Source organism: Puniceibacterium antarcticum, from assembly GCF_002760615.1.
GTDB lineage: Bacteria > Pseudomonadota > Alphaproteobacteria > Rhodobacterales > Rhodobacteraceae > Puniceibacterium > Puniceibacterium antarcticum.
In genome coordinates, this window is record NZ_AWWI01000016.1 from 14846 (window position 1) to 38867 (window position 24022).

Genomic DNA, 24022 nt, shown 5'->3' on the forward strand with positions numbered 1-24022 from the left:
TCCTCAGCTTGTGGAAAACGTACCAAGAAAGCGCGTACGCACATGGTCGAAATGCGCCGCCATCAGGGCTTCTGCTGCCTCGGAATCATGCTCGGCGATGGCATCTGCGATCTGCACATGTTCGCGCGCTTGGTCCACGAAAGTGTCATAGGTTCGCGTCAGCGAGCAGCGCCGCGCAATTGCGCGCTGCTCCTCCAGAATAGAGGGGAGGATCACAAGATGCGCCGCCTCGGCCACAGCGCGGTGAAAGGCGCCATCGGCTTCCCAAAAGGTATCAAAAGTGGTCACTGTGCCCTCAACGATCTCTTGCATCTGGGCGCGGATCTGCGTCAGCGCCTTGGTGGTGCCATGCCGCGCCGCGCGCCCTGCGGCGGCCCGTTCCAGCGCCTGACGCAACTGCACGATCTGCAAAAGCTGCTCGACCGTGACAGAGCGTACAAGCACGACGCCGTTGTTCAGCCGGTCCACGATGCCCTCGTTCTCCAGCCGCTGAATCGCCGCGCGCAATGGTGTGCGCGAAACGCCAAGTGTCTCGGTCAGCGCGCGCTCGGACAGCACCGTTTCGCCCGGGATACGCCCGGCGACGATGTCATCGCGGATCTGTTCATATGCCGTTTCTGCCAGTGTTGCCCCGCTCACCCCGCGCCCTCCTGCACAATGGCAAGAAAGACCGCAGCCACGGCGCGGGCCAGATCCTCCTCGTCCATGGCTTCTTCCGGGCAATGGCTGCCGTTCCAGTTGCGGATAAAGACCATCACGCTGTCCCAGCCCGCAGCGCCAAAGGCCGCGGCGTCATGTCCTCCACCCGACAGCATGTATCTTGGGCTGTCCCCTTGCGCTGCAGCGCCCACAGCCACAAACGCGGCCATAGCGGACGACAGCCGCGCCGGGGCCGAGCGGCTCTGCACGCCAAGATCAAAGCGGATACCGGGGCGCATACTTTCGATCTTCATGATTTGCTCCAGCAAAGCCGCGTTCGCAGCCTCAAGCGTGGCGGTGATATCCGATCTCAGATCCAGACAGAACGCCGCCTGACCCGCAACCTTCGCCATCGCATGTTGCGGTGAAGCTGCATCGACCTTGCCAAAGGTGACGGTCAGATCGTGGCCTTCGCCCAGCATTTTCTCCCACACCGCATCCATCCGCAGGATCAGCTCGGCCAGCGCAACCACTGCATCGGCGCGGCTACCGCGTGGGGCGCCGCCGGAATGGGCCCAGGTGCCATGCACCTGCGCAGTGCGATAGCGCAATCCGCCGCGTACCGTATCGACAATTGCATAGGGTTCGCCCGCGTCATGCAACACCGGACCCTGCTCTATATGGAATTCCAGAAATCGCGCCGGTGCTGGCGGGGTAAGTGCGCGCGCCGCCCCGGAGTCGTACCCTTCCATGGCCATATGTTCGGACAACGAAAACCCAGTATCCGACCGCGGCGCCTCGAAATCTTCGGGCGACAGCCGCCCCAGAGCAGCGCGCGATCCTGCGTAGGACACTGGAAACCAGACGCTTTCCTCGGCGCGGGTGATGATCAGGATAATATCCGTTGGCGGAATGATGTCTGCCGCACGGAACGCCGCCAGCACTGCCAATGCGCCAACAACCCCCGCCTGCCCGTCATAGGCGCCGCCTTGGCTGACTGTGTCGAGATGCGAGCCTATATAAAGTGGTCGTGCGATGCGATCCTGCCCCGGCAGAGTGGCAAAAAGGTTCCCCGCCGCGTCGCGCCGGACGCTACAGCCAAGCGCCCTGACTTCATCCTCGATGACCGCATGGGCCTGACTCTCCAGCGGGCTGTAGGCGGGCCGCGTCCAGCCCGGCCCAGCTGCCGAGATCGCATTGACCCGTGCCAGAACGCGCGAAATCGTTCTGGCAATGACCTCGCGTGGCGGCGTAACGGTTGGAACGTCCCTCATGCGCTTGCCTCCTGTGAGGCTGGTGCGGCGAGCGGGGTAAGAGCGGTGTCCGGGATACCCCCAGTCAGTGCGGTTATCACGTGACCTGCCGCGCCCAGGGCCACACGGCGCAGCGCTTCTTCGGTGGTGCCGCCAAGATGGGGCGTGAAGATGACGTTCGGAAATTCGGCCAGCGGCCCGCGTGGTGCACCGAGGCTGTAGACGTCAAGCGCGGCGCCACCGATCTGACCGCACTCCAGCGCTGCGGCAAGAGCCGCCTCATCCACAAGCTCGGCGCGCGCCACGTTGACCAGAAGCGCTCCGGGCTTCATCGCGGCCAGGCGCGCGGCGCTCATCATGTGATGCGTCTCGGGGCGCAACGGCGTGTGCAGCGTCACCAGATCTGCCTCTGCCAACCCATCCTCCAGGTGATCGACACGGACAAAACTGCCGGTGTCGCGGGCACGGGGGGAATGCACCAGCACCCGCATCCCGAATGCACTGGCCACCATCTGGCCAAAGCGGCTGCCGATGCTGCCCCAGCCCACCACAAGCGCCGTCTTGCCCGAGAGTTCTGCAAACTGCGTGGATTCGCGAAAGCCCGCCCTGCCATCGCGCTCCCATTGATTTGCCACGTGCAGGCCGCGTGCAAGGGCCAGAGCCAGACCAAGCGTTAGTTCCGCAACCGACTGAGCATTGGCTCCAGGTGTATTTGCAACCAGAACACCTCGCGCGAGCGCTGCTTCCTTGTCGACCGCGTTGTGCCCGGTGCCATGCACCACCACGGCACGCAACCGGTCTGCGGCCTCGAACGCCTCACGCGGAAAGCCCGCATCACGTGTGATCGCCGCATCGCAGCCCAGCACGTCCCGGGCAATGCTGGCCGGATCCGTGCCGTTGCAGGCAACCGGCTCGATGCCACTGCGCCGCAAAAGCGCGAGCCCGTCTTCGTGGACAGGCTGAACGATAAGACATTTCATGTTCGGATACCCTTGTGAGAGAGAGCGATCTGGGCCTTGTCCAGACGATCAAAGATTGCGTCGCGGGCATGATCGAGATGCGCAGCCATCAGGGCCGCAGCCTCATCCCGGGCACCCCGCCGAATGGCGTCAAGCAGGCCCATATGTTCTTCGCACCCCCGCAGAAAGCGCTCCGGCAAGATCCGGTGATCAAAAATGCAGGTGCGCCTCTGAAGATCTCGGATGACCTTGGCGGCTGTGGGATTGCCGGCAGCCGCCGCAATTGTGCCGTGAAAGGCGCGATCTACCTCCCATTGCATATCGTCTCTGGCCGCATCCCCGTCGATGAGCGCGCGCACCTCACGCTCCAGCCCGTCGATCTGCTCGGGCAGAAGCCGTCCGGTGGCGGCGCGCACGGCGGCAGGCTCCAGTGTCCGGCGCAGGAAAAAAATCTCATCGATCTCTTCCGCGCTGATGCGGCGCACGCGCAGGAACCGGCCGGATTGCTCGGCCAAACCTTCGCTGCGGATCCGCGCGATGGCCTCACGCATCGGGGTACGAGACATGGCAAGCTGCGTGCAGAGCAGGGATTCCTGCAGTGTATCCCCGGGCTTCAACTCGCCTTCAAAGATCCTTCTGATAAGCTCCCGATAGGCGGTCGCCGCAAGGTTCATCCCACTCATGTCTGCTCCCCCTCCAATCTCTCCAGATCCCGCCCCATCACAGCCTCGGGATCAACGATACCCCCCACAAGATCGCACGACAGCAGAAAACCCGATCCAAGCAGCGCGCCGCTGGCGGGCACCAGTCCGGCAAGACAGTCGCGGATGCGGGCGCGCTCTGCCAGCAAGATATCCTCGGCAATGTCGCGCGTGACAACCTCAAAGCGCAGCTCTGCGCCAACCGGCATCTGGGCCAGCCGCGGCAGATCGGCAGAGATGACCGTGGCAATCTTTGGGTATCCTCCGGTGGTCTGTGAATCGGCCATCAGCACCATGGGCTGCCCTGATGCCGGCACCTGAATCGCCCCCGCAACGATCCCGTCCGACACGATGTCATGCCCCCGTGCGGCAGGCAGTGTGGCGCCGCCCAGAACCATCGCCATACGGTCGCGCTTTGGCGTGACGGTGAAACGGGCGCTGCCAAGCCGGGCAAGCACCTCGGCGGCAAAATGATCATCCTGCGGGCCAAGCACCACGCGGATCGGGCGTTCGGGCGACAGTGGGCCCGGACGTGGCATGGGATCGCGCAGGCGTAAGCAAAGAGTGCTGCCGTCATCCTCGCCCAGGGGCAGCACATCGCCCACCTTCAGGGCGCGCCCCTCAACACCGCCAAGCGCAAAGCGAAGATGCGTTGCCCGCGCACCAAGTACCTCGGGCACGGCGACTCCCCCGGATACGGCCAGATACCCCCAAGTGGCCCCTTTCAGCGCACCGATCTTCACGACGTCACCCACCGATACGGAATGGCTCTGGCCCGCCGCCAGCACCCGCTGGCCGATCCGTATTTCGCAATCACCGCCCGTCACCGCAATGCGCATGGTACGCCCCGCGCGAAAATTGCCCCCGAGCGCGGTGAATTCAAGCGCAGCCCTGTGAAGCGGATTTCCGCAAAGTGCGTTGGCAAGATCCATGGCGGGGCGATCCATCGCACCAGAACGGGGCACACCAAACCGCATGTGTCCGTGGCGCCCGTGATCCTGCACGGACAGCATCGGCCCGACCGAAAGGATTTCAAGGCTCATTGTGCCACCTCAGGTGTCGCACTCCTGCGCCCGGCAGCAATGTCTTCGGCGATGCGCGCCCCCTCTGACGCGGAGACAGGAACAAAGCGCAGCCGGTCCCCCGCCGCAAACAGGAAGGGCGCTGCGCGCTCAGGATCAAAGGCGCGCCAGGGCGTCCAGCCGACAAAGCGCCAACCAGAGGGGCCAGCGATCGAATTGATACTGCCCTGCTGGCCACCAATACCAATAGCACCCGCCGGGATCGACTGGCGCGGGATGTGCAGGCGCGGGGTGTGCAATGCATCGGGCAACCCGCCAAGGTAGGCAAACCCCGGCGCAAAGCCGATCATATAGACGCGATATTCGGCGCTGGCATGCAGGGCAATCAACGCCTCAGCGCTCATCCCCTTTTCCTCAGAAAGCACAGCAAGGTCCATTCCGACTGCCCCGCCGTAAACAACCGGCACCTGCCACAGGCGCGCCACCTCAGCCGAACACTCAAGCTGCGCAAGGCGCACCTTCAGGGCTTGTTCAAGCGCGGCGCCGCGCAGACAAGCGGGATCGTAATAGATCAGCAACGACCGGTAGGTCGGCACAGAGTCGACCACTCCGGTGATCGGATGCAGATCGAGAGCCTTTGCGAGCGCGATCACTTTGCGATTCGCCTCGGGATCGACAGCCTCGCCAAACTGGACGGCAAGCGCAGAGTCGCCAACGGCCAGAAAGACCGGTACCGCAGCGGTTCCACCGCTTTTCTCATGCGCGAGGGTGCCCATTCAAAAACCTTTCCTGCCTTGCTTGCAATTTCAGTATACCACTTGTATCCGATATGCAATCCAAGCAAACATCTGACCCACTCCAGCACTCTGATAGAGCTGGACGATCCAACACCGGGAGCGAGCGAATGACGGTCATCATGGACCTCAACTGCGATATGGGCGAGAGTTTCGGCGCCTATTCCATCGGCGACGATGCCAAAATGATGAAAACCGTGACAACGGCGAATGTGGCCTGCGGTTTTCATGCGGGTGATCCGGTGGTCATGCGCCGCACCATCCAGCTTGCCAAGGAGGCAGGCGTCGCCGTTGGGGCGCATCCGTCCTTCATGGACCTTTATGGCTTTGGGCGCCGCCGAATCTCGGGCGAACGGCCGGAGGACCTTGAAGCGCAGCTGATCTATCAGATTGCCGCAATGCAGGGTATGGCCGCCGCCGAGGGCCACCCCATGACCCATGTGAAGACTCACGGCGCTCTGGGAAACATGGCCGCCATCGACCCGGAGCTTGCCGCCATCTGCGCACGCGCCGTGGCTTCGCTGGACCGCTCTCTTGTCTATGTCTCTCTGCCCTATTCCGAAACCTACAGCGCCGCCGAAAAGGCCGGACTGACGGTCGCCTGCGAGATTTACGCCGACCGCAGTTACACCAACACCGGCGAGTTGACGCCGCGCAGCCAACCCGGCGCAGTGATCCACGACATCCAGCAAAGCATCGATCAGGTTCTTGAAATGGTACTGAACAAGCGCATTCCTACGACTGGCGGCAAGCGTCTGCCGGTCGAACCTGCGACGTTGTGCATTCACGGTGATACACAGGGCGCCCCCGAGATCGCTGCCGCACTGCGCAACGCATTGGAAGACAACGGCGTGACCATCGCGCCCTTTGCTACCCCTGGACGGAGCTGAGCCATGTCCAGAACTGTCTATCTGAACGGCAAATGGCTTCCCGAAGACGCTGCAAAAGTGTCGATATTTGACCGCGCCTTCCTCATGGGCGACGCGATCTATGAGGTGACCTGCGTGCTTGACGGCATGCTGCTTGACTACGCAGGACATGCTGCCCGGCTGCGGCGTTCGGCGTCAGAACTGGGATTGACCCTGCCGCTGGATGATGACGCCCTGCTGAAGGCGCACCATGAAATCGTTGCCCGCAACCAGATGCAAAGCGGTCTGATCTATCTTCAGCTCAGCCGTGGTGTCGCCGAGCGCGATTTTGTCTTCCCACCCAAGGATACGCCGCCGACGCTGGTAATGTTCACCCAAGCCAAAGATGTGCTGAACAACCGCGCGGCCGAGACAGGCATTTCTGTCGCTCTGCTGCCAGATCTGCGCTGGGGACGCCGCGATATCAAGACTGTGCAGTTGCTCTATCCCTCGATGGCAAAGATGGAGGCCAGGTCCCGTGGCGCAGATGACGCTTGGCTGCACGAAGACGGATTTGTGACCGAGGCCAGTTCTGCCACCGCCCATATCATCACGACCGACGGTCGGCTCGTGACGCGGGATCTGTCACATGCGCTGCTGGCTGGCGTGACACGGGCCTCTGTGCTCGAATTGGCCCAGAGCCACGGCATCGAAATCGAAGAGCGCGCCTTTACCCCGGACGAGGCGCGCGCCGCCCGCGAAGCCTTTATCACCTCGGCCACCAATTTTGTCGTCCCGGTGGTACGTGTTGACGATGTGGTGATCGGCGACGGTCATCCCGGCGCGCTCACCCAGCAGCTGCGCCAGCAATATATCGCAACGCAGCGGGCCACCGCGCTTGCCCCCGCCTGACCTTCCAAGGATCCCACCCATGACACGTTATCTTGCCAGTCGGATGTCTGCCGTCCACCCCTCACCCACCATTGAGCTTGCCCTGAAACTTCAGCATATGAAGGCCGAAGGGCATGATATCATCAGCCTCGGACAGGGCGAACTTGATTTTGCAACACCCGACCACATCGCAGAGGCGGGCATCGCCGCGATCCGCAACGGGCAGACCAAATACACCGCCAGCTCTGGCACGCCCGAGTTGAAAGCCGCCATCGCCCTAAAGTTCGAGCGGGAAAATGGTCTGCGTTTCAACCCGTCACAGATCATCGCGGGCAATGGCGCAAAACAGCTGGTGTTCAACGCCCTGTTCGCGACGCTTGATGCGGGCGACGAAGTGATCATCCCCGCGCCTTATTGGGTCAGCTATCCAGACATGGTCAGCCTCGCGGGTGGCACGCCGGTCATCGCACCCACGACACTGGCAGAGGGCTGGAAGCTGACGCCAGAGGTGCTGTCCGCAGCGCTGAGCGCCAAAACCAAATGGGTGATCCTCAATTCGCCCAACAACCCCACCGGCGCGCTGTACTCGGAAAACGATATCGCCGCGCTCTGCGAGGTGCTGTCCAGTCATGACACGCTGATCATGGCCGATGACATTTACGAATTGATCGTCCATGAGGGCACCTTTGCCACCCCGGCAAAGGTCGCACCCGCACTGGCCCACCGGATTCTGACCGTCAATGGTGTGTCCAAGGGCTATGCCATGACAGGATGGCGCCTTGGCTATGCCGCCGGGCCGGAATGGCTGGTGCGCGCCATGGACATCCTGCAATCCCAAAGCACCTCCAACGCATCTGCGATCTCGCAGGCCGCAACCGTGGCCGCGCTGAACGAGGCACCGGATTTTCTGCCCGAGCGCAACGCCCGGCTCAAAGCCCGCCGCGATATCGTCATCTCGGCAATTGCGGACATGCCCGGCCTCACCGCCCCGACTCCGCCTGCCGGTTTCTATGTCTTTGTCGATTGCAGCGGTCTTTTCGGCGCGCGCACGCCGGACGGCCATGTGCTTAAAACCGACATGGATGTGGCTGACTTTCTGCTGGTGCAGGGCCAGATCGGCGTGGTGCCAGGCTCCGCTTTTGGCATGCCTGGCCATCTTCGACTTGCCTATGCGCTGGACGATGCGCGTCTGAAAGAGGCCATGAACCGGGCAAGCGACGCCCTGAGCAGGCTTGAGATGCCGGTTCCGGCCTAATCCCTCCCGCCTGTCTGCGTGCCCGTCGGGCAGCAGTTTCACCGTTTACACATCCGGACGCTACACCGTGATTTTAAAACAAGGATACAGGAAATGACACTGCTCACCTCAGACGCCAAGGGCGTCTATGTAATCTCTGTGACCCCCTTTGCCGACAGCGGTGCTATCGATTTCGACAGTCTCGACCGGGTGGTGGATTTCTACTTTGACAAGGGCGCCGACGGGCTGACCATTCTTGGCATGATGGGCGAGGCGCAAAAACTCACTCAGGCCGAAAGCCGCGCCGTCGCCGAGCGGGTGATCAAACGGGCCTCAGGCAAGCCCGTCGTTGTTGGTGTCTCAGCCCCAGGCCTTGCTGCTATTGGCGAGTTGGGACGCGCCGTGATGGACATGGGCGCGGCGGGATGCATGGTCACAACGCCGGGGTCGCTCAGGACCGATCCGCAGATTCACACCTATTTCGCGCAGGTCGCACATACTCTGGGCGCGGATGTTCCAATTGTGCTTCAGGATTTCCCACTCTCAACCGGCATCCATATCTCAGACGAGGTACTGGGCCGGATCATCGACGATATTCCACAGGTGGTCATGCTCAAGCATGAGGATTGGCCGGGCCTTGCCAAGATCACCAGACTGCGCAAGGCCGAAGCTGACGGACGGCGACGCATCTCGATCCTATGCGGCAATGGCGGGGTGTTCCTGCCCGAAGAAATGGCGCGTGGCGCAGATGGCGCGATGACCGGTTTTGGCTACCCCGAAATGCTGGCAGATGTCGTACGGCTGAGTAGTGTTGGCGACATGGACCGCGCGCAGGATATCTTTGACGCTCATCTGCCGCTGGTGCGTTACGAGCAGCAACCGGGCGCGGGCCTTGCCGTGCGCAAATATGTGCTGGCCAAGCGCGGTGCGATCACCTCTGCGGCGCTGCGCGCGCCGGGCGCGAGTCTGGCCCCCGAAGCCACCGCCGAGATCGAGCGCCTGCTTGCCCGGCAAGAAAAACGACTGAAGGAACTGAACTGATGGATTTTGGTCTCACTGGAAAGACAGCGCTGGTCCTGGGCGCGAGCCGTGGACTTGGCGCCGCAACTGCGGCGATCTTGGCGGCCGAAGGCACGCATGTGATCGCCGCCTCTCGCAGTGGCGAAGCGCTTGGGGAAAACATGGAAAGACTGGTGCTGGATCTGTCTGACCCCGCCAGCGTCAGCGCACTTGTCCAGCGCCTTGAAGAAAAGCCGGTCGACATCCTCGTGAACAATTGTGGTGGTCCCGCCGCGGGTCCCGCACAGGGCCAAAGCATCGCCGCCTGGCAGATCGCGTTCGAGACGATGGCAACACCCATTTTTGCCATCACCGACGCTGTTCTGCCCGGAATGATTGCCAAAGGCTGGGGCCGGATCGTCACCATAGGATCTTCGGGCATCGTTCAGCCCATTCCCAACCTCGCCCTGTCGAACGGTGTGCGCGGTGCCATTGCCGGCTGGTCCAAGACTCTGGCCGAAGAGGTCGCGCCGCAGGGCATCACCGTCAACATGGTGCTGCCTGGCCGTATCTCCACCGACCGACTGGCCCAGCTGGATGGGATCAAGGCCAACAAAACCGGCGCATCGCTCACTGCCGTGCAGGAGGCAAGCCGCAAGACCATTCCTCTGGGCCGCTATGGCAAGCCCGAGGAATTTGGCGCGTTGGTCGGCTTTCTGTGTTCACAACAGGCGGCCTATGTCACCGGCGCAATGCTGCGGGTGGATGGGGGCATGATCAAGGGCCTCTGACAAGAGGTCTCTAGACCATACTGCCACTTTTGGACTGCCCTTGAAACTTGCAAGGGCAGTCACTGTGATGATGCATTTTGCCGTAACCGGAATACCCCAAGGTAGTGCCAAGGCGGGTTCAGAAGCGATCTGTTCACAATTTGACCTGCTCAGGCAGTGACGCACTGCTTTTCCCCGTAACTGTCGCGGGCGCCCTTGACGGAAAACTGATTTTTCCAATGCCTTTGAATCCACCGCTGCCAAATACCGGCAAGCGAAATGCCCCGCAGACTGACGGCACCGGACAAGATCATCCGGCAGCCGGGGGCAGCTAGTCGCTCAGCGCATGTCCGGCATGAATTGAGTGCGGCATACTGTCATATACCAAGGGGTGGACGTATACGCGGGGCAAGGGCGACCGCGACTAGGTGTTGCAGAATGTTTTTTCCGCCGGCCAGTCCCCATCCTTTGAAAACAACGGAGTATAACGGAATGTTAGCACAGTTTGGCGGATTGCTTTCCGCACTGCTGGGGGCCGCAATCCTCTACTATGGCGGACGACTCGCCCTGGTCGGCGGAAGCCCCTTCTACGTCATCATGGCCTTAGGTCTGCTGATCGCGGGGCTGCAGATGATGCGGCGCCGCCAGAACGGCCTCTGGATCTATGCGCTGACACTCGTGGTGTCCTTCATCTGGACGCTCTACGAGGTCGGCTTTGACAAATGGCAGTGGATCCCGCGCGGCGCGCTGATCGTCTTTCTCGGCCTGCTTCTTTGCCTGCCGCCCGTGGTCAAGAGCCTGCGCGATGCACCTCTGCGCAGCTGGAAGCCTGCGCTCACGAGCGGCCCCTTCGCTTTGCGCGCCGTCGTAGCGGCCATCATTGTTCTGGGTCTTGTTTCCTGGTTTGTAGACCCAGTCGTAAAGCAGGGCACTCTGACACCGGTCGCCGATGCCTCGGACACCGCGGTCGACCCCAGCGGCGTCGCATACCCGGCCGAAGACTGGGTCGCCTACGGCGGCACCAACCTGGGCCAGCGCTATTCCGCCCTGTCGGACATCAACACCAGCAACGTATCGGGTCTGAAAGTTGCGTGGGAACACCACACCGGCGATCTGCGCAAGGCAGATGAGGATTCGGGCGAATATACCTTCGAGGCGACACCGATCAAGGTCAATGGCCTGCTCTATTTCTGCACGCCGCACAACATAATCCAGGCCCTTGATCCGGTCACTGGTGATCTTGCATGGTCCTTTGATCCGCAAATGGAGCGTGATCCGCAATATCAGCACCAGACATGCCGTGGCGTGTCTTATAATGACTCGACCGGCTATGCGGCCCCCGCCGATGCCGATCCCGCCAAAGTTCAGGCGATAGAGGCCTCAATCGCTGAATGTCCGCGCCGGATCGTTGCATCGTCTGTGGATGCGCGGCTCTACGCTGTCAATGCCGACACCGGCGCACTTTGCTCCACCTTCGGGGACAACGGATACGTCGATCTGAAGGCACAGATGCCCAATCTTGAACGCGCGACATACCAGCAAACCTCGGCTCCGCTTGTGACCGACGATCTGATCGTCCTTGGCAGTGCGATTGCCGACAACTACTATGAAAACAACCCGTCGGGCGTGATCCGTGCCTATGACGTGCGCACCGGCCAGATCATCTGGAAATTCGACGCGAAGAAGCCGGACGAAACCGCTCCGCTGCAACCGGGCGAGATGTACGAACCGAACTCGGCCGTTGCATGGACGCAGTTTTCGGCCGACGAGGGCCTCGGGCTGGTCTATATTCCCTTTGGCAATGCGTCACCTGACCAGGTCGGCATCAGCCGTTCGGAAGTTGAAGAACAGATGGTCGATGCGCTCGCCGCGCTGGACCTGAAGACGGGGCAGATGGTCTGGCATTTCCAGACCGCCAAACATGATCTCTGGGATCGCGACATCCCTTCGCAGCCGGTTCTGCTAAGCCTGCCCCACAACGGCGAAGATGTTCCCGCCATTCTGGTGCCCACCAAGATTGGCAACATCTGGGTTCTGGACCGCCGCACCGGCGATCCCATCCTGCCGATGAAAGAGATGAAGGTTTCGACCGAGACTGATATCGAGGGTGAGCAGCTTTCCCCGGTTCAGCCCATGTCATCCCTGACCTTCACGCCCGCCCCGCTGACCGAGGCCGACATGTGGGGGACCACGCCGTTCGATCAGATCCAGTGCCGTCTCGACTATCGCTCTATTCGCTACGATGGCAATCCGTTCACGCCGCCAACAAAGACCGGCTCGCTGGTCTGGCCCGGTAATATCGGGGTATTCAACTGGGGTTCTGTTGCGGTTGACCCGGTCAATCACTGGATGATCGCGACTCCGCAATACCTCGGCTATCGCTATCAGCTGTTCCCGCGTCCCGAAGGCGACTATGACAAGCGCATGTTCTCCAACGGTGGTGCGGCAGGTGAATCCAAGCCCGGCAACGAAAACCTCGGCGGGCCTTATGCCGTGTCGATCAAGCACTTGCGCTCGGGGCTGGGTGTTCCCTGCAACACGCCGCCTTGGGGCGTACGTGTCGGCGTCGACCTGACCGATGGCTCCACCGCGTGGAAGTATCGCAACGGGACCGTCGCAGGACAGAAGATCGCTGGCATCAAGTTCCCCATCCCGTTCGAGATGGGAATGCTGGCCCATGGCGGCACGTTGACCACTGCGGGCGGCGTCGCCTTCACGGGTGCAGCGCTGGATGACATCATCCGGGGCTATGACATGCAGACCGGCAAAACGCTGTGGAAAATGCATCTGCCCGCCGGTGGCCAGGCGACGCCAATGACCTATCGCGGTGAGGACGGAAAACAGTACATCGTCATCGCTGCAGGGGGTCACGGATCGCTGGGCACCACGCCTGGGGATTCCGTCATCGCCTATACGCTCGACTGACCCCGCGCCAAAAAGCAAGCAAGACGGCAAACGGCACGCAAAATTGCGTGCCGTTTCTCATTTGTGCCAGAGGGATGCGACTACGCTGCGGCAGCGGCGCGCAATGCGTCCGAAATCCTTGCGAGCGTGGGATAAAAGTCTGCAGCCTTACGACGCGCGCCACCCCTGCCCGGCAGTCCTGGCGTGAACTCCCGCAGGATCCGGCCCGGCTTGGCCTGCATAAGCAGAATGCGATCACCAAGCGCCAAAGCTTCGTCTACCGAATGGGTGACGGTGATGAAAGCCCTGCCTTCTGCGTCCGCCTGGCTCAGCAACTCTTCCTGCATCTGCTCGCGGGCCAAGGGGTCGAGGTTCGCAAAGGGCTCATCCAGCAGCAAAAGTGGAACCTTCATCGCCAGTGCCCGCGCCAGTGCGAGACGCTGACGCATCCCCCCAGAAAGTTGTTCCGGCCAGGTGTCGCCACGTGAGGAAAGCCCCAGCCGCGCCAAGAGTCCGGACACCCGTTGCCTCCGCTCAGCCGGGGGAAGCTGTCCCAGCGCGATCGCAATGTTGTCGTACACGGTGCGCCACGGCAAAAGGCGCGGCGTCTGAAAGATCACGACGTTGTCCCGGCCAGCACGGGGCACTTGTCCCTGCATCTCGATTTGACCCTGTTGTATGGGAACGAGACCCGCAATCAGCCGCAGCAGCGTTGTCTTTCCACAACCAGACGGGCCAAGGATCGCGACATGTTCGCCGCGATCCAGACTGAAAGAGATGCTATCGAGCACCTTTTGCCCCTCAATGCTGTGTCCAAGACCACTCAGAGTGACAAGGCGCTCACTCACCGGCTGACCCTGTCGCCCAGTGTGGATGTGCCGATCTTTTCCAGCACCGCATCCATGGGCCTGAAATCTGCCCAGTTCTCAAGCTCGACACGGAACGGCGTATCCTCTCCATTTTCGCGCTTGAACGTATGTTGTGTATTGCGCGCAGAGAACAGCAGCTCATCGAACTGAAAACCACCGTTGACCGTCCAGCTGGCTTTGTACGTCTGCGCCAGCGCTTCAAGCGTGTCGCGCGAAACATCCGGACGCGCCTTGAGCATGGCCGCAACCCATTTTTCCGGATCCTGCGCATAATCCCGCGCTGCCAACGTCAGTGCCTCCAGCACCTTTGTCACCTGGTCGCCATGTGTTGCCAGTGTTTCCGTGCTGACCACATTCACCTTGCTCACCATCGGCACGAGCGCAAAGAACGCATCGGCATCGACCAGCAGCTTGAAGTTCTCATGTCCGGGCATGGCGAGGAAACTGCCGATGGACAACGTCGTTGCGTCGATGCGCCCGGCGAGAAGCGCCTGAGCCCGTGTCTGCGGGTTCCCCAGTGGTACCAGTTTCAGCGTATCCACGTTCACGCCGGATGCTTCCAGCACCCGGCTCGACATCTCGTGATCAAGGCTGCGCATGCGCCCGATCCCATAGACCGCGCCGGCCATATCCGCGAGAGTCACATCCTTTTTCGCCGCGATCACGAAGGGGATTGCCTTGTCCGACGAATGTACTGCGATCACGTCCTCCACCCCTTCACGGTGCAACGAGATCACACTGTCGAGCGAGATATTGGCCATTTCGCCTTGCCCTGCGCGCAGCGCTGCGACAGCCATGGGTGTCTGCGCGGCCGCGACAAGCTCCACATCCACTCCTGCCCGGTCAAAGTAGCCCTCGCTCTTGCTCAGAAACAGGATCGAGTTTGGAACAAGCGGCGTCTCGGTCCCCGTCACGATGATGCGGAAGGGTTCGGCGATCCCTGCGGATGCAACAAGGCAGAAGCCCGAACACAGAGCCAGTTTCTTGAGAAGCGCGTACATGGAAGTCCTTTTCAGTTCAGTGCGGCTAATGGGTCAGCCGTTGTCGTGCCCCCGGAGGCGTGAGGCGTCGTTCAATCCAGGTCAGCAGACCGGTCGTGACCGCGCCTATCATGAAATAGGTCAGGACAACTGCAAAGTAGCGGTCCATGCGATAGCTGTTACCATACCCCTGAAGCAGCGCACCGAGGCCGGTCATGGCCGTATAAAGATCTGCAATAGCCGAAGCTGACAACCCGACCACAGCCGCCAGCCTCATCCCGGCCATGACCGACGGAAAAGCAGACGGCATATAGACATGGCGCAACCGCCCGAACGGAGAAAGTCCATATGCCTGCGCCATTTCCAGCAACTCCGGATCCGTTCGCTGGACACCGGCTTGGGTGTTGATCAGGATCGGCATCACCGCAGACAGAAACACGATCAGGACCTTGGCCTGCCAGTCGAGGCCGAGAAGCAGAATGATGAGTGGCACCAGCGCCACAACGGGTGTTGCCGCCATCCCATGCAGATAGGGCGCACTGCTCCGCCCCAGTGTTCGGAACGCGCCCAGAACATAGCCGAGCGGGATGCCTACAAGAGCTGCCAGTGCGATGCCGCCAAAGTAGGTCATCAGCGTCGAACCAAGCGCCACCAGAAAGTCGCGCCGATCATCCATTAGCAACAAAAAAAAGGCCCTGACTGTCAGCTCTGGTCCCGCCAGAAACCCATCAGGCGCCATATGTGCGAGTATCGACCACAGGGTTATGAGCGCCGGAATCAGCAATAGCCTAAGCCAGATGTAAAAAGGAATGTCCGCCAGCCAGCCAAGGTCTGACACTGCCTGCCGGGCTTCACGTCTGGTGCGATGCAGCCAGACAGCCCCGATATTTCTGCGGTTCAGACGCGACATGATCAGGGGCGAATCCTACACGATAGCAAATCAGGAACATCCCAATCGCATGACTGAGCCCAGAGCGAACAGCCACCCAGATTTCAGATGGCGACTTTTAGGCGGGAAGGACAGAGATCTCAACCTGGATCGATGAATCGTCTGATTTGAAGACAAACGACGAAGACGCGCGCGATCCTAGTGATTGCCCGTCTTTTTCACGCGAGGCAGCTGGCGGGTTCGGTGACGGTGCATATCGCAGACCGGTCCCCGCGGCGAGTGCGCTGGCAGCCGGGGCCGCTCTGGCTGCTCGTGCGTCCTTGAACTGGCAGAATGGCTTTGCCTCTGGGCACCCTGAACGCCCATTCCAAAAGCATGGGTGGCACGACCCTCAACGACATCAGCGACACGCCTTGGCAGGCTGCCATCGTGATGCGCAAAACGCGCCATCCATTCTGCAGCGGCGCAAGGACGGATCAAGGTTCGGCATTGTCGTGCGCACCCCGACCTATGCCACTGGTGGTGATCAGATGAACGTTTCCGACATCATCCTCCGCTGTGTCGGGTCTAGCTTTGCGCCGTCCACCACGTCATTGGCACCTTGGTCACGTCAAGCGGCAGCCCCGCGATATTGATCAGGGGCACCTGCTGACCTTGTTCAGAGCCGAATAGCGTCAGCGACAGCACCAGATACACCTGCATGTCACGGCCTGCAAACATCGCATAACGAACTGCAAGCGCAGCGGCGATCTGCTGGGCAGCAATCTGCGGAGTGACCGTATTATTTTCGGAAACATCGTCGCCCAAGACCAGATTGGGAAGCAGGAGAAGCGGATAGGTCGCCTGCAACGGTTTTCCACTACCCCCCGGCGGCGTGCTCAGATCATATCGAAGCTCCGCATGAAAGCGAATGAACGGCTCCTGCGCTGGATCGCCGAAATCAAGCGGTTCCAGGAGCGACGTCAAGACTGACACAAGCGTGCTGTCGGGGTCTACAGGCACGTCGGGCAGGTTGCTGCGGTCGATCAGCGGTATCCCCGGGCTGGCAAAGCTCACGGCGTCCGTCTCGTAGACAAAGGCCGCAGAGGTTTCGTGATCTGCGACCAGTTCCGCATTCCGGCGGACCCATGTCTGCACACGGCCCAACTGACGCTTGCTCAAATCCAGACCGTCCCAGTCGAAAAGGAAATATTCAGGAAAGACGTGTGCCGGTACGGTCTGGCTCACGACCCACCACGGCTGCCCGTTTTCGTCGATGCGTTGGGCGGTGTCGCCATCAACCTTCCAGGAATCAAGGCTGTTGCCGCCCGACTGCGGGACAAAGCTGATAACCGGCCACCGCCCCGGTTTGACAACCTCCCCAGTGACAAGCGTCCAGCCCGCAAAGGTCATCCTCAGATCATCCGGAGTGTCCTTGTCACGCTCAATCCGCAGGCGATAGTGAATCACTTCGGGTTCGGCCTCAACACTGCGCGTTTCGATCACCCGCGTATTCCAGGCAACGGCAATATCGCGGATCAATGTCGTGATCTGCGAAATTTGCGCCCCGGCAGCCTTTTGCGCTGCTTCGTCTGGCGGATTGGTGCTTGCCGCCGCAAGGATTGACGGGATGTTCTTTGCGAACTCCGCCCAGCCCGCAAGGAAACGCGCCATCGCATCAAAGAGCGGCAAGTTGACAGGATTGACATTCCCCGCGCCATTGACATGCGGCGCCACCTGGCCGGTGCCAAAGATCGCATCCAGATACAGCTGATCCTGCGCCACAATCGGCGCCTGCATGCCCACCTGATAGCGCCACTTCAGGGCGTCCTCGATCAGCGCGCTCAGCCCATCCCCCGGTTTCCAGCTCATGTCCGTACCCGCAGCCGCCTGAGTGGTGAGGCTGGGGGCAGACGGCTCGAATGGCAGCGGGATCGGGATCGAAACAGGCATCTGGCCCGTGATCGCAATATTGAGCACATCGCCCGGAAGCACGAAACTCAGCCATGCCGACGGCATGTAGCCCTCGAATGCATCCCCGGATTCAAAGTCGTGCTGCAAGGCGCTGATGCTATATTCCAATGGCAGTTCAAGCGAACGCTGCGCACCCTGATCTGTCACGCTGACCATCACGGTCGCCCATTGCGTGCCATTCGACACATCCAGCCGTCCGCCGCTCAGATCATAGACCTTTGCAGTGGCGCCACTTTTGCCATCTGTCAGCGGCGGCCCCACCCGACCAAAAAGCTCTGGCGGACGCTGCGCCCCGGAATCAAGAGCACCAGCGGAATTGCGCACGGAGACAACTGCGGGCACCTGCAACACCGTGGACACGGCATAAGCCGCCGACAGGCGCGTCAGCATTGCCTGTTCCAATTGCTCTGCCGCGCGGCTCTGTTCGCCCACAGGCGCGTCCACAAGAATCGGCTCCAGCGTTTGCGACATGGCCTTGGAAATCACGCGTTTGGCAGAGCTCAGCACATCAGAAGGCACATGTTCGCCCGCGCCCTCGACATCGGGCACCAGCGGCGAAAAGGCGGCAAGCTGGGCGATGGCAACGTTCAGGGCGGGCTCAAACAGGCTGTCGATCGCGCTAAAGGTCTGGCGCGACCATTGGTCCATGTCGATCGCATTATAGGTGACATGATCCACCGCCCGGCTGATCGGTTCGATATTCAGCGGCGGCAAGGCGAAATATGTGATCTGCTCCGGGTCAAACTCTGCGCGGATTCCAGCGGCAGGCGGCGCATCTTTTTCCGAACTGTCGGCAAAGCGTACCGCCCAAAGTGTCTGGACCTCATCGCTATCCGTATCAGCGACCAAACCGGCGCGCTCTGCAAGTTTGAGCATGCCGCCCTGACCATTGAACCCCTTGAACCCAGACTCGAAATTGCGCGCATAAACAATCAGCGATGACGTGCCTTTCTGCTCATCCGAGGTTGGCGGACACAGCATCCCGTCCGTGCGTGGCTTGGTCATGTCCGGGAAACTTTCACCCCGGCGTGGGACAATGTCGGCGGTGCTCACGACCGCTTCGGGCAATCTCTCTTCCAGATCTGGCGCAAGGTTCGCATGACGCCGGGCAGTGATGCCGACAGTGACGGGCAGGATATTGTCCGGCAGGCCAGCAACGGTGGAAAAGGGCACCCGCGTTTGCAGCGAAATACCCAGCGGATCAACCTCTTGCCGGGCGTTCACCGGCACGGCACCGCTCAGATGCGCATTAATCAGATCCAGGATCTTCCGCGCAAAATCAATAAGCTGCGGCGCCACGTCCATACCATCAGCGTCGTCCAGCAGGGACGAGCTCAACAGATGCGTGGTCCCCGGATCCGTAAGCTGATCCAGAATCAGCGCGTATTTCCGCGCCAGCGATACAAGCTGAACAGAACTGTCACCGCCGCTCAGGGCCGCCTGTTCCAGCGCAGTGTCAACCAGTGCGTCAAGCCCTTTGGTATCAAAGGCCATACACAGCACCATCAGTGCGTGATCCGTGCTGCCATCAATCGGAGTGGTGAAGTAATGCGATGCCTGCACCATCGGCCATTGCGTCACGTTGAAAAGCGGATCGTGATAGACGCCGGTTTCCGTTGCCCGCGCCTGGGCAGGCAGGGCGTTGCCGAAGATATCGGTCAGTCGATATTGTAATCCCACCTCCGCTCCGGCCAGAGCATAGACGTTTTCGGCATCGGCGGCGACAAGGGCCTCATTCAAGAAACGGTATGCTTCGAACGCCTGACGATAAAGCTGCGTTCCTGCAGGCGCCGCCAGATCGGGGGTCGTGTCAGGATCATCAGCACTGGTGTCCTGCACAGGCGAAAGCGGCAAGCTCCAGATTTCGCCCGCCTTGCCCGATTGGCCCTGAACATTGAACTGGATCAGTTGATAAAGCGCCGCAGGGTTGATCTGGCCTATGACAGGCTCTGCCGCGTTCTGGCCGTCCCACTCCAGCTCAAAACCCAATTCGCCAGCACTCAGGCGCGAATGCCAGGAATTCAGCGCAGTTCCCGCTGCAAAGAGGTTCATCGCGGCGGGTTTTTCCACCAGCGCCTCCGAGATGATGCAATTGCTAGGGGCGGGCAGCGGAACGCTGGCTGTGGCTGTGCTCTGAAATTCGACCAGAACGCGCAAACTGGCGGTCTGACCGTTGGTTCCATCTATCGGGGCCGGACCGGGGCTGTCCTGAGTTGTGCCCGACTGCGCAAACAATCGCGACGGCAGGCCATCTCCGTTTTTGGTGCGGTAGAACAAGTAAAAGCCTGTGGCGTTCACCACCGACACTTCCCAGATCAGACGCAGGAAACCCAGCGGATCCTCCGCCAGCAGCGCGAACGACGGGTCACTACCCTCTGCCCCGCTGCGTGCAATCAGCATTTTCGAGACCGCCTTGGCCTGATTTTCGGTGGACAGGTTCGCGCGCGACAACAGCACGCCCGCATCCAGATCATCGCTTTGCACGCCCTCGCCGTCCGCATCCACATACAAGAGCGTGATTTTGACCGAAAGCTGTGCCTCGATCACCTGCTGGATACGTTTGCGCGACACATCATCAGTCGCCCAGATCTGATAGAGGTTGGGTGCAACGCCGGACTCGGCCATGTCATCGCTCGCGGACGGCTGACCTGTATTCACCTGAGCAACAGGGAAATCGAACATCAGCCCACCCATACCCGGTGCTGCAACTGCGGGCGTCGCACTGCCGGGATCCTGAGCAATTTCCAAGGTGGCGGACAGGGCCTCCTGGGTGTTTGCAAGGGCCAGAAGCGGGGTCGGCAGCTGCACGATGGCTTTCGGCGTCCCACCCTTCGCCGTCCAGACGGTCTGATTGCGGGTCGTCAGGCGCATGGCCACTTCAGCCAGCGGGGACAGCTGAGAATACGCGATTGCGCCGGCATCGCCTGCGGGCAGCAGACCGTCAGGAATCGTGACCAGCCCTGTGCCAGTCCAGTCCGGCACAGGTTTTGCAGGAACACTTTCGGGCAGCGGCAGGGTGGCGGTCAAAGGGGCAGCGTCCACGCCACCAATCAGCTCAAGCCAGGCGGGCGCATTCACCCCTTCGCTGATCGTCAGGGTTGCTGTCACGGTCTGTGCAGCGCCGGTCGCCACAACCGCACTTTGCTGACCTGAAAGGGCAAAAATTGCGCCCGTCGGAACGTTGTGGATGTTTTCGGGTGTGACCGTATCGGGCACCTGCGCGGGATCGGGCAATTGCTGCCCCCCTAACAGGGCGCGCGACACAAAGCCCGCACAGGATGCATAATCGAACGCCTCCAGCAAGGCGTCCAGCTCAACCTGCTCGGGGTCGGGCACTTGGATATCAGACTCTTCTGGCGGTTGGGGCGCGGTCTTCTTTTCATAGGCAAGCGCGGCATCATGCAGATCGGTGATCGCATGCTGCGCCAGCATCAGATAATAGTCAGCTAACAGGAACCCGGCCATGGTCTTGACAGCCTCGGGCTGCACGGCCCGGGCCGCAAAACCATCATCGGCCTGATCGCCAAAAAGGCTCAATCCTTCGAAATAAAGATCGACCGCTTTTTCATAGTTGTCCGGGATCGGCTGATAGCTGTTGAAATCACGCGGGATGCCGTTTGTGGTCAGGGTCAGCACATCGAACATCGGAAGTGCGGTCCAGCTTTTTGTGACATCCTCTTCGCTCGGCATCACCGCGCCATCGACCCCGGTGATGCTGAACGTCACCTTGTCGATGAAGAACTGCTTTATGGTGACCGCAAAATCCATCGCATCGGTGGATTTCAACGTGCTCAGCAAGGCCCGCAGACGGTCAGACAACCTGTCATCGACCGTGAATGTCTCGTCCTGATCGCCAAGCAACCAGCACACCATCCGCGCAACCATATCTTCGAAATCGGTGCGTGTCTCGGCTTGTGCGGTGCTGCCCGGATCGCGCCCCCCCAACAGCAACAGACCGACAGCGCCAAATGTATCGTCGGCGGGCGTTGCACCGTATAGCGCCGTACCCTGAAGCGCGAATTTCGCATGCACCGTCACGCGGTCCGAAACGGTTGTCCGCGCCAACATGCTCGCATCCATGCTGCGGATTTCTGGTGCCAACCGAGGTGGCGGGAAAAGCGGCGGCAGCTCTGTACGCAATGCCGGTTGCGCTTTGGCCCCGCTGCGAGCGACCTGTTCCAACACCCGATTCTCGGCCGCGCTCAACAGCCCGTTCAACCCCGCCTGCTGCGGCCCTTTGACAGAGGCAATCCCCGCCGCCCCAGAGGTCAGCGTCACCTTGTGCGTGATGGATGTGTGGAAAGAGAAATGAACCGTAAAGAACACGATTTTGACGCTGGCGCGTGCCGTGACTTGTGCATTGATCAACAGTTCCGTGCCATAGCCGTTTTCCAAGGCGATCTCGGCCTTGAACGAGAAACTGATCGTGACCGAGGCCTTGATCACCTTGAAATCAACGGCACCTTTGATCAGCACCTGCACTTCGAAAGTGCCGGCAAACCAGTAGGCCTCGGGTGCGCTCGCGACCGAATGCCCCTCGCGCCAGGCCAAAAGCCCCTGCATGGTGACGGTGACCGAAATCGACAGCGACGCAGAGAACACGCCAGCGTCGATGCTGATCCCCGCTTCAAGCCGGAATCCGATCCCCAGTGCCAGGATTGGATTGAACTGCACAGTCGGGTTGGCGCCGGGATTGTTGCCACTGCGCAGCTTGGCAAAGTAAAAACCGACCCAGCCGGTCAGGATTTGCCAACTGATCCCGATCGAATTCTGTCCCACCGGCCAGCCGACATTGATCCGAAAATCACCATTGGTGTAAATCCAAAGCGCAAAACCCGGCAGCACCAGAACAAACCCGGCCATCGGGATGCGCCGCATGGCGGTCGGCAATTCGACGGCCGCATAGTAGACCCCAAGGTTGGGGCCAATACGCTGGTAAAGGATTTCGAACCTCAGCCCCGACAGGAAGGTGGGCGGATCATCCGCAACGGTGATCTCAAGCCCATACATCGCGGGATCATTGAACAGCACCTTGATACGAAACGCCTTGATTTCGATGTCGGCGGCGATGAACCAGCCCAGACTGGTGTCATAATAGTTCTCCGCCAGATCGGTCAGCACGGATTTTGGGTCGTTGACGGTAAAGGTCTTTTCGATCTTGTCAAAGATCTCCGTCAGCGGGCTTTCGCTGTTTGTGTTCAGGACCGGTTTTGGCCCGATGCGCTGACCCAGCCCAAGGTAATGCACCTTCAAGGTTGGGCTGCTTTTCTGCGCCGGCACCGGAAAGGGGTAATCCACAACTTTTGTGACCGTGCCGCCGGCACCATCCTTGGTGGTTGTAGGAATTTCGACAGAAGCGGAAACCCCCAGACCACCCTGCGGGCTATAGCCGACCATCAGCGCCTTGACGGTGAAACTGGGTTCGATCAGAATATCGACAGGCCCGATCTTCGAAGGGCCGCCGACCTTGATCTCGTTCTTGAAGGTCAGCATGAACTGCATGTTCGGCTTGTCACCGCCGGGTTCGAACCAAAACGAGGGGTAAAGCTGCGCGTTGGTAAAGACGTCCCACGGCCCTTCGGGAATCGTGGGCAGCGAAACGTCAAACGTGTCGTCCAGTGCACTCCCCGCAAGGTCCCACATCTGCTTGAACGAGAAACTGTCGCGTGACGCGATGGAAAAAGACATCGGCCCACCAAAGGCCTGCAGCTGCGCCTGCAGGTGAAACCCGTCATTGGGGTCGCCCAGGGTCAGATTGACCTTAGCAGTGACGCGTATCTTGCCTTCGTCGTTTGCCAATTCTCTTCTCCCATTGTGCAAGACCGTGTTGGTTTACGTCTGTCAGCTGCCAGGGTCGGGCGCGCCGATGCGGGTCACGCCAAAGCCAAGGGAGTCGATCTGCAAGATCCCGAAGATCGGATCGGGCTTGGGGTCGCTGGCCTGCAGCAGGATGGCAATCTCGAACAGGCCCGCCTTGGTGTCGATGTTCAGCACTTCGACAATCAGCGACATGTTCCAGAATGTATCAAGGATACTGCTGATCGATTTGAACGGGATTTCCGAGATCGCCTTCTGGATAGCATCAACATCAATCTTGGCGCCAAATTCGGTGTTGATCCATTTCAGCAGGTCCGGCGGTGTGCCAAAGGTGATCGGGGCTGCAAGCGAAAACTTGAACCCCTGTTCCGCGATCTTGGTGATGTCCTGACTCGTGACCTTGACGTTCTGGCCACCGATAATGAAACTTGCACTGACGGAAACGGCTGTAGATGCGGTTGTGCTCGGGACTGGGTCATCTAGCATGGTAAATCTCCTTG

General features: G+C 60.6%; 17 protein-coding genes. 6 read left to right on the forward strand and 11 right to left on the reverse strand.

Annotation, left to right across the window (positions count from 1 at the left end):
- Positions 1-3 precede the first annotated feature (3 nt).
- Genes P775_RS00800 through pxpB form a run of 6 tightly spaced genes read right to left on the reverse strand, consistent with a single transcriptional unit; the run spans position 4 to position 5350 of the window.
- On the reverse strand, positions 4-639 hold the full coding sequence (locus P775_RS00800; protein WP_099909176.1) for a GntR family transcriptional regulator: 636 nt from the start codon (positions 637-639) through the stop codon (positions 4-6).
- Positions 636-1913: a hydantoinase/carbamoylase family amidase gene (locus tag P775_RS00805; RefSeq protein ID WP_099909177.1), complete on the reverse strand. Its 1278-nt coding sequence runs from the start codon at positions 1911-1913 to the stop codon at positions 636-638. The genes P775_RS00800 and P775_RS00805 overlap by 4 nt, the downstream gene beginning before the upstream one ends.
- Positions 1910-2872, reverse strand: coding sequence for an NAD(P)-dependent oxidoreductase (locus P775_RS00810; protein ID WP_099909178.1), 963 nt, complete (start codon positions 2870-2872; stop codon positions 1910-1912). The genes P775_RS00805 and P775_RS00810 overlap by 4 nt, the downstream gene beginning before the upstream one ends.
- A complete protein-coding gene (locus P775_RS00815; RefSeq protein ID WP_099909179.1) occupies positions 2869-3534 on the reverse strand; it encodes a GntR family transcriptional regulator in 666 nt (221 codons plus the stop codon). Before P775_RS00815 ends, P775_RS00810 begins: the two co-directional genes overlap by 4 nt.
- Positions 3531-4595: a 5-oxoprolinase subunit C family protein gene (locus P775_RS00820; RefSeq protein WP_099909180.1), complete on the reverse strand. Its 1065-nt coding sequence runs from the start codon at positions 4593-4595 to the stop codon at positions 3531-3533. Before P775_RS00820 ends, P775_RS00815 begins: the two co-directional genes overlap by 4 nt.
- Positions 4592-5350 (reverse strand): 5-oxoprolinase subunit PxpB, encoded by a 759-nt coding sequence (gene pxpB, locus P775_RS00825; protein ID WP_099909181.1) that lies wholly within the window; start codon positions 5348-5350, stop codon positions 4592-4594. The genes P775_RS00820 and pxpB overlap by 4 nt, the downstream gene beginning before the upstream one ends.
- A 128-nt stretch (positions 5351-5478) precedes the next feature.
- Between pxpB and P775_RS00830 the strand changes: the two genes are divergently transcribed.
- The 6 genes from P775_RS00830 to P775_RS00855 all read left to right on the forward strand — a co-directional run bounded on the left by P775_RS00830 (position 5479) and on the right by P775_RS00855 (position 13035).
- Complete coding sequence (locus P775_RS00830; RefSeq protein WP_099909182.1) at positions 5479-6258, forward strand: LamB/YcsF family protein; 780 nt, start codon at positions 5479-5481, stop codon at positions 6256-6258.
- A 3-nt stretch (positions 6259-6261) separates the two neighbouring features.
- Complete coding sequence (locus P775_RS00835; protein ID WP_099909183.1) at positions 6262-7128, forward strand: D-amino-acid transaminase; 867 nt, start codon at positions 6262-6264, stop codon at positions 7126-7128.
- Positions 7129-7147: 19 nt separating this feature from the next.
- Positions 7148-8362 carry a pyridoxal phosphate-dependent aminotransferase gene (locus P775_RS00840; protein ID WP_099909184.1) on the forward strand — a complete coding sequence of 405 codons (1215 nt, stop codon included), beginning with the start codon at positions 7148-7150 and terminating at the stop codon, positions 8360-8362.
- Between the two features lie 93 nt (positions 8363-8455).
- Positions 8456-9382, forward strand: a complete 927-nt coding sequence (locus tag P775_RS00845; RefSeq protein WP_099909185.1) for a dihydrodipicolinate synthase family protein — start codon at positions 8456-8458, stop codon at positions 9380-9382.
- Positions 9382-10131, forward strand: a complete 750-nt coding sequence (locus P775_RS00850; protein WP_099909186.1) for an SDR family oxidoreductase — start codon at positions 9382-9384, stop codon at positions 10129-10131. Before P775_RS00845 ends, P775_RS00850 begins: the two co-directional genes overlap by 1 nt.
- 471 nt (positions 10132-10602) lie before the next feature.
- Positions 10603-13035 (forward strand): membrane-bound PQQ-dependent dehydrogenase, glucose/quinate/shikimate family, encoded by a 2433-nt coding sequence (locus P775_RS00855; protein WP_099909187.1) that lies wholly within the window; start codon positions 10603-10605, stop codon positions 13033-13035.
- 80 nt (positions 13036-13115) lie between these two features.
- Here the strand turns inward: P775_RS00855 and P775_RS00860 are convergent, their stop codons facing one another.
- The 5 genes from P775_RS00860 to P775_RS00880 form a co-directional block, all read right to left on the reverse strand.
- Entirely contained in the window at positions 13116-13862 is a 747-nt protein-coding gene (locus tag P775_RS00860) for an ABC transporter ATP-binding protein (protein ID WP_180287269.1), read from the reverse strand.
- A complete protein-coding gene (locus P775_RS00865) occupies positions 13859-14884 on the reverse strand; it encodes an ABC transporter substrate-binding protein (protein WP_099909189.1) in 1026 nt (341 codons plus the stop codon). The genes P775_RS00860 and P775_RS00865 overlap by 4 nt, the downstream gene beginning before the upstream one ends.
- A 25-nt stretch (positions 14885-14909) precedes the next feature.
- Positions 14910-15773 carry an ABC transporter permease gene (locus tag P775_RS00870; protein ID WP_099909190.1) on the reverse strand — a complete coding sequence of 288 codons (864 nt, stop codon included), beginning with the start codon at positions 15771-15773 and terminating at the stop codon, positions 14910-14912.
- Between the two features lie 546 nt (positions 15774-16319).
- Positions 16320-23504: a hypothetical protein gene (locus P775_RS00875; protein ID WP_099909191.1), complete on the reverse strand. Its 7185-nt coding sequence runs from the start codon at positions 23502-23504 to the stop codon at positions 16320-16322.
- 42 nt (positions 23505-23546) lie between these two features.
- Positions 23547-24008, reverse strand: a complete 462-nt coding sequence (locus tag P775_RS00880) for a hypothetical protein (RefSeq protein ID WP_099909192.1) — start codon at positions 24006-24008, stop codon at positions 23547-23549.
- Positions 24009-24022: the final 14 nt, after the last annotated feature.

Excerpts from the sequence above, each read along its gene's own strand:
- P775_RS00830 (WP_099909182.1), top strand. The coding sequence starts at position 5,479 with ATGACGGTCATCATGGACCTCAACTGCGATATGGGCGAGAGTTTCGGC.
- P775_RS00805 (WP_099909177.1), bottom strand. The coding sequence starts at position 1,913 with ATGAGGGACGTTCCAACCGTTACGCCGCCACGCGAGGTCATTGCCAGA.
- P775_RS00835 (WP_099909183.1), top strand. The coding sequence starts at position 6,262 with ATGTCCAGAACTGTCTATCTGAACGGCAAATGGCTTCCCGAAGACGCT.
- P775_RS00880 (WP_099909192.1), bottom strand. The coding sequence starts at position 24,008 with ATGCTAGATGACCCAGTCCCGAGCACAACCGCATCTACAGCCGTTTCC.
- P775_RS00865 (WP_099909189.1), bottom strand. The coding sequence starts at position 14,884 with ATGTACGCGCTTCTCAAGAAACTGGCTCTGTGTTCGGGCTTCTGCCTT.
- P775_RS00845 (WP_099909185.1), top strand. The coding sequence starts at position 8,456 with ATGACACTGCTCACCTCAGACGCCAAGGGCGTCTATGTAATCTCTGTG.
- P775_RS00810 (WP_099909178.1), bottom strand. The coding sequence starts at position 2,872 with ATGAAATGTCTTATCGTTCAGCCTGTCCACGAAGACGGGCTCGCGCTT.
- P775_RS00815 (WP_099909179.1), bottom strand. The coding sequence starts at position 3,534 with ATGAGTGGGATGAACCTTGCGGCGACCGCCTATCGGGAGCTTATCAGA.
- P775_RS00820 (WP_099909180.1), bottom strand. The coding sequence starts at position 4,595 with ATGAGCCTTGAAATCCTTTCGGTCGGGCCGATGCTGTCCGTGCAGGAT.
- P775_RS00855 (WP_099909187.1), top strand. The coding sequence starts at position 10,603 with ATGTTAGCACAGTTTGGCGGATTGCTTTCCGCACTGCTGGGGGCCGCA.
- P775_RS00850 (WP_099909186.1), top strand. The coding sequence starts at position 9,382 with ATGGATTTTGGTCTCACTGGAAAGACAGCGCTGGTCCTGGGCGCGAGC.
- P775_RS00840 (WP_099909184.1), top strand. The coding sequence starts at position 7,148 with ATGACACGTTATCTTGCCAGTCGGATGTCTGCCGTCCACCCCTCACCC.
- P775_RS00870 (WP_099909190.1), bottom strand. The coding sequence starts at position 15,773 with ATGTCGCGTCTGAACCGCAGAAATATCGGGGCTGTCTGGCTGCATCGC.
- pxpB (WP_099909181.1), bottom strand. The coding sequence starts at position 5,350 with ATGGGCACCCTCGCGCATGAGAAAAGCGGTGGAACCGCTGCGGTACCG.